Origin of the sequence: Anaeromyxobacter oryzae, from assembly GCF_023169945.1 — a bacterium.
GTDB lineage: Bacteria > Myxococcota > Myxococcia > Myxococcales > Anaeromyxobacteraceae > Anaeromyxobacter > Anaeromyxobacter oryzae.
The window spans coordinates 2,068,395-2,084,396 of record NZ_AP025591.1 but is presented as its reverse complement, the minus strand read 5'-3'; the positions used below and the strand labels follow the sequence as shown (position 1 = coordinate 2,084,396).

At 68.2% G+C, this 16,002-nt stretch carries 12 protein-coding genes, 3 tRNA genes and 1 pseudogene; 11 read left to right on the top strand and 5 right to left on the bottom strand.

All coding sequences use genetic code 11. From position 1 onward, the window contains the following. Together AMOR_RS09145 and AMOR_RS09140 are read left to right on the top strand one after the other, a co-directional pair. On the top strand, positions 1-2,559 hold the full coding sequence (locus AMOR_RS09145) for a helicase-related protein (protein ID WP_248360502.1): 2,559 nt from the start codon (positions 1-3) through the stop codon (positions 2,557-2,559). Next, a complete protein-coding gene (locus AMOR_RS09140; protein WP_248360501.1) occupies positions 2,498-3,106 on the top strand; it encodes a phospholipase D-like domain-containing protein in 609 nt (202 codons plus the stop codon). Before AMOR_RS09145 ends, AMOR_RS09140 begins: the two co-directional genes overlap by 62 nt. A 133-nt stretch (positions 3,107-3,239) precedes the next feature. Here the strand turns inward: AMOR_RS09140 and AMOR_RS09135 are convergent, their stop codons facing one another. Both AMOR_RS09135 and AMOR_RS09130 read right to left on the bottom strand, forming a co-directional pair. Continuing rightward, complete coding sequence (locus tag AMOR_RS09135) at positions 3,240-4,988, bottom strand: tetratricopeptide repeat protein (RefSeq protein WP_248360500.1); 1,749 nt, start codon at positions 4,986-4,988, stop codon at positions 3,240-3,242. Positions 4,989-5,045: 57 nt separating this feature from the next. Continuing rightward, entirely contained in the window at positions 5,046-5,192 is a 147-nt protein-coding gene (locus AMOR_RS09130; RefSeq protein WP_248360499.1) for a hypothetical protein, read from the bottom strand. Positions 5,193-5,433: 241 nt separating this feature from the next. Here AMOR_RS09130 and AMOR_RS29805 point away from each other — a divergent pair. The 8 genes and pseudogenes from AMOR_RS29805 to AMOR_RS09085 form a co-directional block, all read left to right on the top strand. After that, positions 5,434-7,364 (top strand): annotated as a pseudogene (locus AMOR_RS29805) (DEAD/DEAH box helicase family protein); the annotation flags it as partial. Between the two features lie 111 nt (positions 7,365-7,475). Beyond that, positions 7,476-8,555, top strand: a complete 1,080-nt coding sequence (locus AMOR_RS09115; RefSeq protein ID WP_248362684.1) for a hypothetical protein — start codon at positions 7,476-7,478, stop codon at positions 8,553-8,555. Further along, positions 8,534-9,655 carry a S24 family peptidase gene (locus AMOR_RS09110; RefSeq protein ID WP_248360498.1) on the top strand — a complete coding sequence of 374 codons (1,122 nt, stop codon included), beginning with the start codon at positions 8,534-8,536 and terminating at the stop codon, positions 9,653-9,655. Before AMOR_RS09115 ends, AMOR_RS09110 begins: the two co-directional genes overlap by 22 nt. A gap of 529 nt (positions 9,656-10,184) precedes the next feature. Further along, positions 10,185-11,003 (top strand): hypothetical protein, encoded by an 819-nt coding sequence (locus tag AMOR_RS09105; RefSeq protein ID WP_248360497.1) that lies wholly within the window; start codon positions 10,185-10,187, stop codon positions 11,001-11,003. Positions 11,004-11,657: 654 nt separating this feature from the next. Then, positions 11,658-11,828, top strand: coding sequence for a hypothetical protein (locus tag AMOR_RS09100; protein ID WP_248360496.1), 171 nt, complete (start codon positions 11,658-11,660; stop codon positions 11,826-11,828). 627 nt (positions 11,829-12,455) lie between these two features. After that, a complete protein-coding gene (locus tag AMOR_RS09095; protein WP_248360495.1) occupies positions 12,456-12,677 on the top strand; it encodes a hypothetical protein in 222 nt (73 codons plus the stop codon). A gap of 5 nt (positions 12,678-12,682) precedes the next feature. Continuing rightward, entirely contained in the window at positions 12,683-13,069 is a 387-nt protein-coding gene (locus tag AMOR_RS09090) for a helix-turn-helix domain-containing protein (protein WP_248360494.1), read from the top strand. A 109-nt stretch (positions 13,070-13,178) separates the two neighbouring features. Continuing rightward, on the top strand, positions 13,179-14,276 hold the full coding sequence (locus AMOR_RS09085) for a tyrosine-type recombinase/integrase (protein ID WP_248360493.1): 1,098 nt from the start codon (positions 13,179-13,181) through the stop codon (positions 14,274-14,276). A 106-nt stretch (positions 14,277-14,382) separates the two neighbouring features. On the opposite strand, the gene AMOR_RS09080 is transcribed toward AMOR_RS09085, so the two are convergent. The 3 genes from AMOR_RS09080 to AMOR_RS09070 all read right to left on the bottom strand — a co-directional run bounded on the left by AMOR_RS09080 (position 14,383) and on the right by AMOR_RS09070 (position 14,718). Continuing rightward, positions 14,383-14,459, bottom strand: a tRNA-Arg gene (locus tag AMOR_RS09080). Between the two features lie 51 nt (positions 14,460-14,510). Next, positions 14,511-14,602 (bottom strand) — tRNA-Ser (locus AMOR_RS09075). 26 nt (positions 14,603-14,628) lie between these two features. Then, positions 14,629-14,718, bottom strand: a tRNA-Ser gene (locus AMOR_RS09070). 924 nt (positions 14,719-15,642) lie between these two features. Here AMOR_RS09070 and AMOR_RS09065 point away from each other — a divergent pair. Beyond that, entirely contained in the window at positions 15,643-15,855 is a 213-nt protein-coding gene (locus tag AMOR_RS09065; RefSeq protein ID WP_248360492.1) for a hypothetical protein, read from the top strand. The last annotated feature ends 147 nt before the right edge of the window (positions 15,856-16,002 follow it).

Sequence of the window (16,002 nt, the reverse complement as noted above, 5' to 3'; positions counted from 1 at the left end):
ATGCCGAGCACGAATCCGCCTTCGGTGTTCGCAGCCGATGCGCTGCTCCGCCGCTGGAGCGCGCAGGTCGCTCCTCACGCCGTTCACTTGATCACGCCTGTGCCGTCGCGCACCTCGCTGGCGAAGCTCGCGGTTCCGGGAGAGGTCCGAGCGTTCGTCGCCCGGTACGAGCCGCGGATCGAGGGCGGTGGCGTCTACTCGCATCAGGCGCAGGTGCTCGAGGCGCTTGGGTCGCACAGAAGAAACGTGGTGCTAACGACCGCGACAGGCTCGGGCAAGAGCCTCGCGTTCTGGGCGTGGGCGTTCGACCTGCTCCGGCGCGACCCGCGCGCCACCGTCATCGCGTGCTTCCCGACGCAGGCGCTGCTGTGGGGGCAGGCGGACCGGCTCCGCCGGTCGTCCGCGACCGAGTCCCTCGTCATCCGCAGCGAGCAGCCGTTCGCGGGCGAGATCGCGGTCGGAGAGACACGGGTGCCGTGGACGGTCTGGTACGGCACGCAGAACTGCGAAGACATGAAGGCTCACGAGAAATCGGAGTCCTTCGAGAACGCGCGGATCCGGCTCTGCACGCTCGACAAGGCTCACTGGAGCCTCATGCGGTCGCAGCACGAGTATTTCCTGCGGAATATCGCAGGAGTGATCGTGGACGAAGGTCACGTGTGGCAGGGCGTCTCCGGGGCCCACGTTCGTCGGATGTTCGACCGGCTCCGCGTGGCGCTCGACGTGTTGCAGGCCGGTTACCCGAGCTTCTTCGTAGCCTCGGCGACGCTGCCCGACCCTGGCCGGTTCGCCACGCTCCTGACCGGCGCGACGGGCTTTCTCGCAATCGACGACGGTACGGCTCCTCGGCACGAGCTCGTGGCAGCGAGCGAGGTTCCGGCGCGCCTCGGCGCGGCGCCCGGGCTGGAGGGGCTACACCGGTTCGTCCTCATGGTGCGTGCCTCCTCCGATTCTCTCAGGTCGCGCGATCTACTCTCTAACGTGGAACTCGTGGGGCGAGAGGCCGCCGCGCTGTGCTTCGTGCAGAACAAATTCGAGGGCCACCGGCTCACGGCGGACCTGGTCAGGGACGTCCGCGAGCGGCGCGCCGTGGCATACGACGCGGACATGAGCGCCCGTGATCGCCGTGCAGTCGAACGAGAGTTCCAACGCGGTGAGAAGGGCGTCACGTACGTGGCGACGAGCGCGCTCGAGGTCGGGGTGGATCTCCCAGCGCTCGATCTCGTCGTCATGGACGAGCTTCCCGCGCGGAGAGCGGATCTGCTCCAGCGCCTCGGGCGCGTGGGCCGGGCGGCGGAGCGGCCCGGGCTCGGCGTGCTGATCCTTGGCGGCGGCCCCGCAGACCTTCGGCTGCTCGACGAGCCGGCAACCCTCATAGCGTCCTCGTCGAGGCCACTCGGGATTCCGCTGCACCTCGACTCCCTGCGCCTGAAAGCGATGAAGGCGTGTTTCGGAGAGCACGAGCGACGCGCGCGCAGCGCATCCATCCGAGGACGGCTCACGGCGTCGCTCGAGCGCCATTTCGGCGAGGGTATCGGTGAGTCGGCGCTCGACCAGCGCATCGCAGACGAGCTGTCGGGCCTGGTCGAGCTCGATGACGGCGCCTGGGTCTACAAGGGATTTCGGACCAGCGCGTCACAAGGAAAGATCCCGCTCGTCCTAGAAGCCTCCGGCAAGGAGGTCGCCCGTATCCAGGACATCGCGGTGTTCCGCGACGCCCACCCCGAGGCTGTGTACCTTGGTCACAAAGGCGAGCGGTTCCGGATTCTCCGGTACGAGGGGGAGTTCCAGGTTGGTGAGTGGCGGCACCCAGACAGCCCCGTGGTGCTCGGGAAGTTCATGCACCAGCTCCGAGCGGTGATCGTCGAGCAAATCTCGGAGAGGGTCGCGACTCGTGGGTGCTGGGAGGATCGGTTCGATTTGCACACGCCAAAGGACCTTCCTCCGAGCGGGATCGCGCCTGCGACCGGCGCACTCGAGTACGGAATCTGGGACTTTCTCCGGCACTTCGACGGATACAACGAGATCGAGCTCGCGACCGGGCGAACGAAACGTGTGAAGCTCGCGGACGTTTCGAAGCGGTTCAAGGAAGCGGTCCAGAGGGGAGCTAGCTTCCCGTTCCTCCACGACTTCACGTATCGGACGCTGGGGTGGCAGTGGCACCTCGCACGAGTCCTCCCCGAAGTGGAGGTTCGAACCCGGGCGGCGCCCATGCTTTCGAGGCTGCTCCACGCCTGGTTCTGCGATGCGGTCGAGTGCGCGCCCGGCGACCTCGAGGTCGAGCTCGATCCCCTCGAGCCGGCCCTCCGGGTGGTGGACACCACCCCAGGAGGCAACGGCCTGTCGGCTGCGCTCCTCGACGATCGCATCGCTGCGGCCCTCGCGGCGGCGCGCCGGGCTGTCGCGGCCGAGAGCGCCAGGGGTGCCGAGGCGTTCTCGAAGTGGATCACGGGCGAACTCGGGGTCGATCCGGAGGCCTCGCCCAAGGAGATCGACGATGCCCTCCAACGCCTGGAAAGCCCTTGGCGGTCCGAGCGTCCTCGGGCATCTACGGGCTGATCTGGCGCGGGCGCGAGCCGTCCTGATCGTCGGGCCGTGGCTGGACGAGCACGTCGCGGCGGCGATCCTCGCTGCCTCCGGGAATTCGATCCGCTTCAGGGTGCTGACGCGGCCCTACGACGCGATGGATCCCGGGTTCGTCCCTCACGCCCGAGCGGCACATTCCGCGTTCCTCGAAACGGGTCGCGCCGAGATCAGGACTCTGCAAACGCTCCATGCCAAGGCGCTCGTCCTCGACGACGAGGTTTCGTATTGCGGAAGCGCGAACTGGTACCGCTACAGCCTGGAGACGAGCAAGGAGATCGTCCTCCGGGGGCTCGTGTCCGAGGTTCCCGCGCTGCTCGACCTGGCGGAGGGGTATTGGCAGGCTGGCGAGCCGCTTCAGGCGGTGTGGGACGACGCGGCGCGCGGCTCAGTGCCACCGGGAGAAACCGGTAAGCCTGCATCCGGCGGGTACCGCGCCGAGGTGCTCGACCCGCTCGCCGCGAAAGTGCTCCGGGAGGTGAAGGGCGCATTCGTGCTCGGCCGAGACAAGCGCAAAGCTTGACGCAGGCTGAAGTGCATCGCGGTCGCCCGGTATCGAATTTGGCGAGCCCCGCATTCCGCTCGCGCCTCCCGGGCCCCTCGCGCCCGGCCGCCCGACCGGCTCATCCGCCTGTGCAGCCCGACGGAACGGCCACTCAGTATCGGCCGTCCTCGAGGTCCTTCAGCACCTGCGGCATCCCCAGATGCGCTGCCCGCTTCGCGACCTCGCGGCCGTTGGTGCGATCCCCGGTCAGCAGGAGCGCGTGGGCGAGCCGTTCCGCTGTGGCCGCGTTCTCCGGATACCGCTCGAACGCCGTCGTGAGAACCGGTACGGCGTCCCGCGGCCGGCCCAGCCGAAGCAGCGCCTCGCCCTGGTGATAAAGGACGTGCGCCGCGAGCTTCGGATCCGGCTCCGTGGCGACGTACGTTTCCGCGACGCGCGCCAGCACCGAGAGCGCCTCCTCGTTCCGGCCCGCGCGGAGGTGCACGATCCCGACCTCTGCGGCTGCGATGATCCAGCCGCCAGCGAGCTGGTCGGCGACGTGGCACTCGAAGAGCGCCTCGGCGTGAGCGCCGCTCTGGGCGAGCGCGTCCCCGAGCCACAGGTGGTACTTCGGGACCTCGGGGTGCAGCTTCACGAGGCGCCGTGCGGCCGCGACCCAGGTGACGAGATCTCCCGAGTGCTGAGCCTGAATCATGCGCTCCTCCATCGCGGGCGCGTCATCCAGGTTGGCGACCTTCGCGACGGCGCGGTCAATCTCGGGATCGCGAGCTTGCTTCGGCTTCACCTTTGGGGTGCGAAGCAGCAGATCCTTGATATGGCGCGCCTCGCTTTCACTCGCCGAACCGAGCACGGCCGTGAGGGACGCCGCCCACTCCGAGTCCGGCGTAGCGAGCTCCCGGTAGCACCGTAAGATGGCCGTGCTCCAGTCGCCGGCCGCGCCTCGGAGCTGGAACGCTTCGTGGGGGAATTGAACGTTTTCCGCCGCGGCCGCGAGAACCCGGTTGCTCCAGTCGCCGCGAACACCCGTCGCGACGTGGTACCAATAAAAACCCTCGGCATCCTTCGGAGCCTTCTGAGCGACGAAGGAGTGGACGAACCGCACGAGGTACGCACAGCCCAGCGCCAAGTCCTTCGCCCAATCCTCGCCCAGCCTCGTGCTCACGAGACCGTGGAGTGCCGACGCGGCGCGGGCGGCGACGAGCTGGAACCGCACCGTCGTGGCGAGGCGCTTGCGGTCGCGGTCGCCAAGGTGGCGCTTGCCCGCCAGTGATGCGGCGAGAACCTCCGCGATCCCGGGCAAGTTGCTGAAGTGCGGCAGGCGACTTCCCGAGAGCCAGGCGCGCGGATCCGAACGCGTCTTCTGCGCAAGCGCCTCTCGGGTAAGGTCCGCTTCCTCACGCAACCACTGCAGCGTCGAGGCGAATGCCTTTCCGCCTAGAATGGCCTCGATCGTCTCGCGCCGGGGCACGGGCGTGCCGCTAGCGAGCAGGAAGAATCCCCACCGCAGCCCGAGGTCGATAGCCGCAAGCCGCGCCCATGGCAGCACCGCCTCGTGATCCCGCGTCACCCGAGCATGCCCGGCGCTCAGCTGACCGCGGGCTGCATCCCATGCGTCAAGGGCGGAGGACACCGACTCGAGCGCAAGCGCGATCCAGTCATGGTGCAGGTCATCGCGCCGAAACAGCGCGGACGAAGTCTCCTCGGTCCAAAGGACCTCGATCAGAGCGCGGACGAACTCGTCGCGGGTCGCGCGCTTCACCGGCTTTCCCGAAAGGACCGCGCTGACAGAGTGGGGAGAAATGCACTTCCGCTCCTCGATCGCGGAACGGATCCCGAGCGCGTCGACGAGAACGCGCAACGCAATGCCGGAAGGCGGGAGCTGGAGGCTAGTCGAGGTCAAGAAAGCTCCGAGGCGACGGGCGGGGAGGGGCGGGGCGGCCCCTCCCCGCGCGCGTGGCTACTTCCGCTTCGAAGCCGCCTTGTTCTCCTCAGCCTGCTTTCTGCGGTTCTCCGCGTCGAGCGCATGCTCTCGGCTGTTCGGGTTCATCACCGTGGCGCGCTGGTCGTTGGGCGTTGGCTCCTTCTTCTCGTTCGTATCCGGCATCGGGGTTCCCTTCCGTCTCGGCGCGACATGCGCCTCGCCCGAAGAGAAGATCGGAGCGGTGGCTGGCGCTAGGCGCACTTTCCTGCATTTTCGGATGACTCTCCCCCGGACGACGAGGAAACCGTGACGATCCAAGGACATCGGCAGCGGTTCGCGACGGTCGAACTGGTAGGGACGGCGGTCACTCGCGAGAAGCTGAGCGAGATGGCAGGCGACGCCCGGGCGTAGAGTAGCAGGGTCGATGACCTCTCCTTTTGCCGAGATCCCGGGCGAGCGATGGGTCGCCTCGAATGCGCTCACGTTCGCGGTCCGTGACGCCTACGCCGTCTCCGAAGGGCACACGCTCGTCATCACGCGCCGGGTCGTGGCCGACTGGTTCGAGGCGACTCGTGACGAGCAGCTCGCGGTCCTCGACCTCATCGAGGTGGTGAAGCGGCAGCTCGACGCGGAGTACCGCCCCGCAGGCTACAACGTCGGTTTCAACGCAGGGCTCGCCGCCGGCCAGACCGTGATGCACCTCCACGTCCATGTCATTCCTCGCTATGAGGGCGACATGGACGATCCGCGTGGCGGCGTCCGACACGTCATCCCGTGGAAGGGCAACTACAAGCGAGCTGCCGCCGAGCCGTTGGTCGTCGGCGGGGTGAGCGACCCGTTCCTCTCCCACATCCGACCGCTTCTCGCGGCCGCTCGCGACGTCGCGATCGTCGCGGCATTCGTCCAGGACAGTGGCCTCGAGCTGCTTCAGGACCCGGTGTTTTCGGCGGCGGAGCGCGGCGCCCGCGTGCGCCTGGTCACGGGCGACTACCTCGACATCACGCAGGCCGAGGCGCTGAAGCGCATGCTCGACTGGCAGGGCGCGCTCGCGCCCGCGGGTGAGGTGGCCAGGTTCGAGGCGCGAGTGATCGAGACGGCGCGCCTCCCCGTGTCTGGTCAATCCTTCCATCCAAAGTCATGGCGGTTCGAGGGCGACGGCTTCGGGGTCGCGTTCGTGGGGAGCTCAAACCTATCGGCGTCGGCTCTCGCACGCGGGATCGAGTGGAACCTGCGATCGGACCGGGCGCTGGATCCGGGCGCCTATGCGCGCATCAAGGACGCGTTCGAGGCAGTGTGGACTCAGGGGCGGCCGCTCACGTACGACTGGGTGTCGTCGTACGCTGCGCGCGTCCGACTCGTGCCCGTCGCACTGCCGCCGGGCGAGGCCGAGGCAGAGCCGCTCACGCCAGCGCCGGATCCTCACGACAATCAGCTCGACGCTCTCGACGCACTCGCGGAGACGCGTGCGGAGGGGGAGAAGCGCGCGCTCGTCGTCATGGCGACCGGCCTCGGCAAGACCCTGCTCGCCGCCTACGATGCCGACGCATTCCGCTCTACGCTCGGTCGTCGCATCCGGGTGTTGTTCTCGCCCACCGGCGCGAGCTGCTCGTCCAGGCCGCCACGACGTTCCGGCGCGTCCTCCGGACAGCGATGCCCGACCTCCGGGTGGGCTGGTTTGTCGAGGATCGCTCGGAGCTCGATGCGGACGTCGCGGTCGCGTCGGTACAGAAGCTCTCCCGGCCGGAGAACCTGGACCGGCTCGCGGCCGAGCGGTTCGACTACGTCGTCGTCGACGAGGTGCACCACGCCGAGGCGCCGAGCTATCGCCGGATCCTGTCGCGGATCGAGCCGGAGTTTCTGCTCGGGCTCACGGCGACGCCCGACCGAGCCGACGAGGGAGACATCCTCGGCCTGTTCGGCGACAACCTGGCGTTCCGCGCCGACCTCGGCGTCGGCATCTCGGCGAATCGCCTCGTCCCGTTCGCGTACTTCGGCCTCAAGGACACCGTCGACTACTCGTACGAGAACATCCCCTGGCGGAACCGGCGGTTCGATCCGAAGCGGCTCGAGGCGGCCGTCCAGACGCAGGAACGGATGGATCGTCTCTGGGCCGCTCTCGGTGAGCATGTGGGAACGCGCTCTCTCGTGTTCTGCTGCTCGATCCCGCACGCCGAGTTCGCCAAGCGTTGGCTCGAGGGCCGCGGCCTCCGCGCGAGGGCAGTTCACTCGGAGCCGGGCTCAGACGATCGGAGTCGCGCGCTCGAGGACCTCGCCGCGGGGCGCATCGACGCGGTGTGCGCCGTCGACCTCTTCAATGAGGGTGTCGACGTGCCCCTCATCGATCGCGTCGTGATGCTGCGACCCACGGAGTCGCCGGTCGTGTTCCTCCAGCAGCTCGGGCGCGGGCTGCGCGTCGCACCAGGGAAGGATCGGCTCACCGTCATCGATTTCGTCGGGAACCACCGCGTGTTCCTCGACCGGGTTCGCACGCTGCTCTCGTTCGGCGAGGCCCAGCCGAACCTGCGCGCGTTTCTCGAGGGAGCCGAGCCCGAGCTGCCGCCCGGCTGCTCCGTGGACGTCGAGATCGAGGCCGTCGATCTCCTGCGCAAGCTCCTTCCGGCGGGCGCCAACGCGGTCGAGCGCGCTTACCGCGAGCTTCAGGTCGCCCGCGGCGAACGTCCGACCATCGGCGAGCTGTATCGGTCCGGCTACTCGCCCTCCGTTCTGCGCCAGGCGCATGGTTCCTGGTTCGAGTTCGTGCGATCCGAGGGGCACCTCACGGAAGAAGAGGCGCAGGTCCTGGACGCAGGACGTGATTGGTTTCGCGAGCTCGAGACGACCGCGGTCGAGAAGTCGTTCAAGATGGTGCTCCTTGAGGCGCTCATCGAGCTCGAAGCGCTCCGCGCCGGAGCGCCGCTCGAGGTGCTCGCTCGCCGCAGTCATCAGATCCTCGTCCGCTCCGCGGAGCTGTTCCGCGACATCGAAGACGTGAGGGAACTCCCGGATCCCCGCCGGCCAGATGAGCGGACGTGGACCGGTTATTGGCGGAGGAACCCGGTCAAGGCGTGGGCGGGAACGCCAGCTGCCCCGAAGCGGTGGTTCGCCGTGGATGGGGACCGGCTCGTGCCGCGGCTGCCCGTCCCCGACGCTCTCGACGAGGTGTTCGTCGAGATGGCCCGCGAGCTCGTCGACTATCGGCTCGCTCAGTATCGTCGGCGCTTCGAGCCCGAGGCGCGGGGCGAAGCGTTCGTGGCAAAGGTCTTCTGGAACCAGCGCGACCCCATCCTGAAGGTACCGCCGCGAACGAAGCGTCCGGACCTGCCCCTCGGGGATATCGATGTACGGCTGCCGAGCGGCGCGTTCTGGCGGTTCCGGTTCGCGCAGATCGCGTGCAACGTCGCCCACCGGGTCGGTTCCGCGCGAAACGAGCTCCCCGATCTGCTTCGGAGCTGGTTCGGCCGGGCGCGGGGCGTCCAGGTACGGCGTTCCAAGTCCGGTTCTTCCGCTCGCCGGATGGCTGGTTTGTGGAGCCGATCGGCCAGGTGATCGAGCTGCCGCCGCCGGGCCGCATCACCGCGTTCCCGACGTTGCGGGCGGCGGCAGGCGCGGCAGGAATACTTGTCGCCGGCGCTCCGGAGGCAGAGGAAGTCGTCCTGCCGGTTCGGACCCGCGGAAACGGTCTGTTCGCGGTCCGCGCAGCGGGCGACTCCATGAACGGCGGCACCGACCCGATCCGCGACGGTGAGTGGATCGTCTTCCGCTATTCGCGCGGCGTCGGTCTCGGTGCCGTCGAGGGGAGGGTGGCCCTTCTGCAGAGCGGCCACGCCACGGGCGACAGCGCGTACCAGGTGAAGCGCGTGGTCCGCGACGGCCGACGTTGGATGCTGAAATCGGACAACCCGTCCTCGCCGTCGTTCCAGGCGAGCGCGGAGACCACGCCCATCGCGGTACTGGTCGAACACATCTCGCCAGAGGCACTCGGGCCGGCGGTAGGGGAACGCCTCTCGGACGGCGAGATCGGAAAGGCGTTCGGTCTTGACTCGGACCCGCGGCCCGGGCGAGCCGGCGGACACCTGTTCGTCTTCGTCGAAAGACCGGGCTCTCTCGACGCGCCGGATCGCGTGAAGTCGCGGACGTTAGACCGGCGGCCGGGTGAAACTGCCTTCGTGCTCTCGCGACACGAGCCCGGGCCGTGGCGGTACTGCGGCGTGGCGCGATGGGATGAACAGGCTGCGGCCTGGGCCTTCGCGGCAGTCGATTACGCAACCTGGCGTGCTGTCGGGGCGGGGCGCAGCTCGTCACGGCGGCTCACCGATGAGCAACTGGATCGCGCCCGTGTGTTCGCGAGCTCCGTCGTCGAACGCCACGCAGGGAAGTGGGTCGAGTACGCCGGGAAGCGGTGCCGCGTAGTGAGCAGCTCCGAGCAGGGCGGGGTGCGGATCGATGGCGGGCGGGACGGCTTCGCCGAACGAACCGTGTCGCTCACCGACATCGCGTGGGTCCTCGTTGCCCGCGACGAGGTGGCGTCGGCCGGTGGCGTCCTCGACGAGGCTCGCGTGAACCGGCTCCGTTACCTCGAGGGCACGCCGAAGGGCGCCACACGGTGGATCGACACCGGGTGGGCGATCGTGCTCGTGGCCGGGTGAATACTCCCCTGACAGCAGTAACAGCCCCGGACGTCAGGTTCGGGCATACGGGTCAGGGTCGTCTGGTACTGTGCCCCACGACGCGCGAATGAACGTGGACATCCGATTCAGCGGGGGCCGCCGCGTACCGCACAGCGGAAGGGCGACGTCGAGAAACGCGCTGCCGCTGCATGAACGATCCAGCATCCGCGTCGAGTGGCTCTGATGTCAAAGCCTTCGGGGTGCGCTCGAAACGTCGGTTAGGTGAAACTCGTCACCGGGAGCTGACTTAATGGCAGCGTCCAAGAAAGGGTACGCGTGTCCCCAATGCGGCGGGCCCATGCCCACGCGCCGCGTGCGTTGCGCGAAGTGCGCTGAGTGGGTAGACCGCTACAGTCAAGGCTGGCGACGCTTCACGACCGCGTCAGGCGCTATCGAGGCGCAGTTGCCACATCATGCGTGGCACCGGTACGAACGCTTCCGCAAACCGAATGCCCTTGGCCCAAGGTCAAAAGTCGGAGAGTTCCTCGAGATCGTTCTCGGCGTCGCCGTGAACGGAGCGGAGTACCTACCGGAGCCGCACCAGCCGTGGCTCGTCTCGCTGGTGCACGACATGTTGACGGCGAACATCGACGTCCGTCGGTCGGGATGGTCGACAACTGGTGGCCCATTCACGCAGATGCCGCTAGAGGCAATGCACCTGGGGCTAACGCAGTGGTTTAGTGACATCACTGAAAAGCGGAATCCGCGCGACAGGCTTTTGCCGCATTTTGCTCTCGCGGCCGCCCGTTTCGTGGAGGACCACTACTGGGGAACGGACGGGGTATTCTCGCTTGAGGGCATTGCTCCGAGGGAGTACGGCGGAAGTCTTAGACTCTGCAGCAGCAAGGGCGACAAGAAGGACTTTACGCAGCGATGGTGCCCCGTTCACGTCCGAGCCGTCGTGCCGCGGGGTGCGAAGCTCATCGTTGATCGAGGCTACTCACGCCAGGGCAGGCATGAGGTGGAGGAATACGAGGAAGGAAAGAACTTCGAGTTCGTCATCCAGCGGTGCTTTGATAGCTCAGGCATCAACGATTATCAGAATCTCGAACCAGTCGTCCCGGAGCGCGCGTACGACATTCTGTATGGGTTTCGCGCTTATGGCGTGCTGTTCGAGGATCGTGAGCCAGGGTGTTATCTCGGGGGGCAGATCCCCTTCGAGTGGATAACCGAGCGGCGCTTGCGGGCCGAGCCGAAGAATCCGGCGAAGCCGTGGGAAGCGCCGTTCGAATGGGTGCCCCTGCCACCATGGCTAAAGCCTGTTCCAGAGAAGGCTCCGCTCAAAGGGTTCGTGCTCGCCCACTATGCGGACGGAGGGGGAATATGACTCTCCGTGGAGAATCCTTTTCTGGTTCGGAGCCGGGCGGTACGCAGCGGACGTTGTTGGTGAGAATGGTGCGCGCTCATCCATGGCGACCCGCACACCCCTCCAGACCAGGGGGCGTACTCTGCTGAATGCGGTGTGTCGCGCCGCACACGTGAACCTGCGACCCGGGTGCTGCCGCCGAGTGGGCGATCGGGTGCGGTCCGCCGCGTCATTCAACTCCTGTATTCCGCCACTCGACCCTAGTGGCGGCGGGAGTGAGTCCGTCTACGAGGTCCGGTACCGATGGACAGCCCGGCCGCGCCCGGACGAAACCGCGTTCGTGCTGGCGCCGCACGAAGGTGGGCGCGTGGCGCTATGCGGCGTAGGCCGCTGGACGAGACGAGCGGAGCCTGGGCCATTCCCGACGTCGACTTCGCGACGTGGAAAGTGCTCGGGTCAGGACGCTGAGTCTAACGCGGCGACTCACTGAGGCTCAGCTCGAGCGGGCGCGCGTGTCCGCTGATACGGTTCTCGAACTACGCCGGCCGCTGGATCGAGCGCGGCGGAACCCGGTGCTGGTGCTGGATCGCCGGGACCGGCAGAGCAGGGCGGCATCCGGAGCGGCGGTGGGCCGGGCGGCTTGACGGAGCGCACGGTGTCCCTAACGGACATCGCATGGGCGCTCGTCGCCCCGAGGACGTTTCGGCGCCGGGCGGCGTCCTCGACGAGGCGAGGGTGAACAAGCTGCGGTACCTCGAGGGCACGCCCAAGGAGTCCACGCGCTGGATCGACACCGGGTGGGCGATACTGCTGGTCTCCGCTGGCCGGAATCCGCCTACCGGGTAGCGGCGTCGGGGGGGGGACGGCCTGGTTCCACCGAACAGGCGCGAACAGCCCGCCCGGAAAACCGCGACTGTTACGCGGGGCGAGGTCGGGCGCGATCGGCCCTGGGCTGTTTCAGTCGGGTCCGCGCCGCAGCGGACGGCTGTTCAGCCGAGATGGGAGCGCAGCGGCGCCGATCGCGGCTGAGCGGGGTGCCTTGTCCGCACGATGTTCAGCGCGCGGTGCTGAACAGGCGGGAAAACGGCCGATTCGTCCCGAGAGCGCCAGGTCCCACGCGAACTTCGAAGTCCCGAACATCGGGAAATGAATCGCGCGCGGGGTGCCTTCGCGACTATGGCAATCCCGAGTCTGCTTTGGCTTCGGCTGAACAGCCCTGCTTCGTTCGAAACAGCTGAGCCGTGAGAGCGATTCGTTCTCCGCGGTCCTTGAATTGGCCGCGGGGTGCCAATCGATCGTTTACGAGCGAATCGCGTCAGAGTGACAGCCAAACCAATCTCTGTAAGCAATGGATCTCGACGCTGCCTTTCGCAGCGCAAGGAGACGACCATGAGTGAGAAGGTGAAGCGAAACGATGAGAACGCCGACGCCCCCACGCGTGCCCGAGAGCACTCCACGGACGAGCTCGGCGAGATGACCGACTCCGAAGCGGACGCGATCATCGCCGGCGCAGAGGCGGCGCTCGGGTTGGCGGTGCGGGCCTGCCGCCGCCGCGGACCCAAGGAGGCATGCGACATGCTCGAGGCGCTGACGCCGATCGTCCGCGCGCTCCAGCCGAAGCGCACCGTTCCTGTGCCGGAGCACGAGCCCGAGCGCCACTGCTGCCCCGCGCAGCCGAAGCGGAAGAACGAGTAAGCGCGATGCCCGCACCCACTCCGCCTCCGTCCTGGACCTGCCAGATCTGCGCGCTCGGCCAGGAAATCCTCTACCGCCCGCCGACGTCCCCCGACGCCCGCTGCGCCGCCTGCGGGGACGCGCCTCAGGGCTGCGAGATGCTCCGCTTCGACGTCGCCGCACTCCGGCACGCCGTCGAGGAGCTGAAGACGCGGCTCCTCCGGGCGGAGCTGCCGAGCCGCGAGCGCGAGCCCGCGGACCTCATGACGCCGACGGAGGCGGCCGACTACCTCCGCCTGCCGAGCGTCCGAGCGCTCTATCAGCTCGTCCGCCGCGGCCGCGTCCACGCGCAGCGGCTCGGCCGCCAACTCCGCTTCAGCCGTAAGGACCTCACCGGGCTCGCGCGCACCTAGCGGTTCCGTGGGCTACCGCGCGCCCTGCGGGGCGGAGCGCGCTCCCGAGCGCGACCATGCGAGGCGCGGTAGAACTTCAGTCCGACGCCCGCCTGCCAAGGAGAACGACATGGGCGTCAAGCAGTACGAGAAGGACGGCCAGACGCTGTACGCCATCGACGTCTGGCTGAAGATGCCGAACGGCACGCAGAAGCGGGTGCGGGTGAAGAAGATCCCCACCCTCAAGCACGCGAAGATGCTCCTCGCCAAGCTCGAGATCGATTCCTTCGAGGGCCGGTACTTCGACAGGCAGCTCGAGGCGAAGATCACGGTCGAGGGCGCCTGGAAGGCGTGGGAGCCGATCACCCGCCGGGACAACGACAGCTGGCAGTCCGACATCGATCGGGCTCGCCACCTCGTCGAGCACCTCGGGAACCGCCGAGCCGCGAAGCTCACGCGGCAGGACGTCGAGGAGTACCGGCAGAAGCGCTTCCAGGAGACCACCCGCCGCGGTGGCCCTCCGGCGCCCGGCACCATCGACCGCGAGATCGCGCTCCTCAAACGCTGCATCAACTACCAGGTCGAGTGCGGGATGCTCGCGCGGAACCCCATCGCCGGGGTGCCGCTCCTCAACGAGCCGAACACCCGTGATCAGGTCCTGAAGCCGGCCATGCTCGAGCGGATCCTGAAGGTGGCGCCGCCCGCCTTCGCGCCCGTGATCGAGTTCGACTACGAGACCGGACTCCGGAAGACCGAGCTCCGCTTCCTTCGCTGGGAGCAGGTCGACCTCACCGTCGGCTGCATCCGGCTCTCGGCGAAGGAGACCAAGACGAACCAGGCTCGCATCGTGTACCTCACGACGCGGGCCCTCGAGATCCTCCGGCAGACGCCCCGCCAGCTCCATTCACCTTACGTGTTCGTGAACCCGGACACCGGCCGGCCCTGGAGCGAGCACAACAAGATGCTCCGGCGCGCCTGCGAGCGGGCGGGGTACGAGGGGATCTGGTTCCACGACCTGCGCCGCTCGTTCGTCACGAACGCGCGGCGGAGCGGGGTGCCGGAGTCGGTCGTGATGAAGCTCTCCGGTCACCGCACCCGGAGCGTCTTCGATCGGTACAACATCATCGACGAGGGCGACCTCCGGGCCGCCGTCGAGCGCATCGACGCGTTGCGTCAGCATGCGATGCAGCACCCCTCCCGGGGCAAGCTTCTGCCCCGGAGGGAGTAGGCAACGGATGGGCACGAAGCCACCCGAAGGGATGAGAACAGTGCGTGGCCAGGCTGTAAAAACGACGAGGCCTCGCGGGTTTTGGCCCGCAAGGCCTCGGAACTACTGGCGCGCCCTAGAGGATTTGAACCTCTGGCCTTCGGATTCGTAGTCCGACGCTCTATCCAACTGAGCTAAGGGCGCAAACGCTATTCATAATGTCTCCGGCCTCGCGGCCGGCGGTGCTTCAGCTACTGGCGGAAAGGGAGGGATTCGAACCCTCGATACAGGTCACCCCGTATACTGGTTTAGCAAACCAGCGCCTTCGGCCTCTCGGCCACCTTTCCAGAACCTCTTCGCTCCTTCTTCAACCTGGCGGAGGAGGAAGGATTCGAACCTTCGGAGGGCGTGAACCCTCAGCGGTTTTCAAGACCGCCGCCTTAAGCCGCTCGGCCACTCCTCCGAATCCGTCCTCCGTCTGTCCCCGAGTGCCTGGCGCGATGGTCCGGCCGTCGGAGTCCGCCCATATACGGCACCTCCGGCCGGTGATCAAGCGGAGATCGCTGGGGTTCCGACCACGCGCGCGCAGGGGCTGGGATCGGGGGTGTTCGGGTGGAGTGGGCGGGTGCGGGCGGGGTCGCCGTGGTCGCTGGAAGAGGGGAGGGCGACGTTCTGCGACGGGATTGGCTCTGACACCGACCCCTGGCCGGGCGATTCGCGACTGCGAGCGCGAGCGGCCCCCCTCACCCCGCCCTCTCCCCCCGCTCCGCTTCGCTGCGCGGGGGGAGAGGGAGGACCACAGCCGAGCGGGCGGGCGAGCGCAGCCACACCCGAGCGGGCGAGCGCAGGGCCGCAGTGGGCGAGCGCGCATCGGGCGAGCTCGAGGCGGTCGGCTGCGGTTGCCGCCCCGCGCGGGATCCTCGCGTGACCGCACCATTCCGGCTCTCCGGCCCGATGCTGCCCGCCTAGATGCGCCCCAGTCCCCCGAGCAAGCTTCCCCCGCACCCCCATCCGCCTGCGACGCCACCAGAGTCACCCCGGGCGCGACGTCCCCAAACCCCAGCCATTCCGCGCGACCAGCGCCCGCCCGAAACCCTCACTTGCGCCCCATCAAAGAGCCAATTCTGAGACCCGTCTCAGCGCCGCCCCATGAACATCCGGCCCTGCGACCCCATGTCTACCCCCGATGCCGGCTGTTCCCCGCCCCGCAGCTTGCTCCGCCTCGACGCCCCATCGCGGTGGCGCTCGGTCCGAAGTAACGCCCGCCTCCTACCCCCTCCCCCCAGGTCTGAGCCGGTGCGTACGCGTGATCGGCGGGGCGGGGACGGCCGCATCGACGCGCTCGACCAACAGCAGGGAGGCGCTTCCTCCTGCGGAGGTGCCGGCCGTGAAGGCGCTCGCTCGCATCACGCTCGCGACGATCGCGGTCGCCCCGCCGTCGATCGCCGTGGAGCGCGCAGACCAGCCGCGCGCGTTCGCAGCGGCGGTGCGCGACGCCTTCACGGCCGCACCTCCGGTCACCGCGCCGCGTGCGGGCCGGTGCGCGAGAGGCGACGAGGTGGCGGCTGCCGCGAGACCGGCGGTCGGGAATGGGACCTGACGCGGACGCGGAGTCCGCAGGCGGCGCCGCGCGGGCAGCCGCCACCTCTCCTTCGTTACTTGGCCCTCCACATTGTCCACCGGTTGTTCCACACCCCGCCCCGGGCCTTCCGCGCGCGAATCGCCGTGACGGGTGCGTCCCGTCGGG

Coding starts and splice junctions, on each gene's coding strand:
- AMOR_RS09145 (WP_248360502.1), top strand. CDS start 1: ATGCCGAGCACGAATCCGCCTTCGGTGTTCGCAGCCGATGCGCTGCTC.
- AMOR_RS09140 (WP_248360501.1), top strand. CDS start 2,498: ATGCCCTCCAACGCCTGGAAAGCCCTTGGCGGTCCGAGCGTCCTCGGG.
- AMOR_RS09130 (WP_248360499.1), bottom strand. CDS start 5,192: ATGCCGGATACGAACGAGAAGAAGGAGCCAACGCCCAACGACCAGCGC.
- AMOR_RS09100 (WP_248360496.1), top strand. CDS start 11,658: ATGGGCGCTCGTCGCCCCGAGGACGTTTCGGCGCCGGGCGGCGTCCTC.
- AMOR_RS09095 (WP_248360495.1), top strand. CDS start 12,456: ATGACCGACTCCGAAGCGGACGCGATCATCGCCGGCGCAGAGGCGGCG.
- AMOR_RS09090 (WP_248360494.1), top strand. CDS start 12,683: ATGCCCGCACCCACTCCGCCTCCGTCCTGGACCTGCCAGATCTGCGCG.
- AMOR_RS09085 (WP_248360493.1), top strand. CDS start 13,179: ATGGGCGTCAAGCAGTACGAGAAGGACGGCCAGACGCTGTACGCCATC.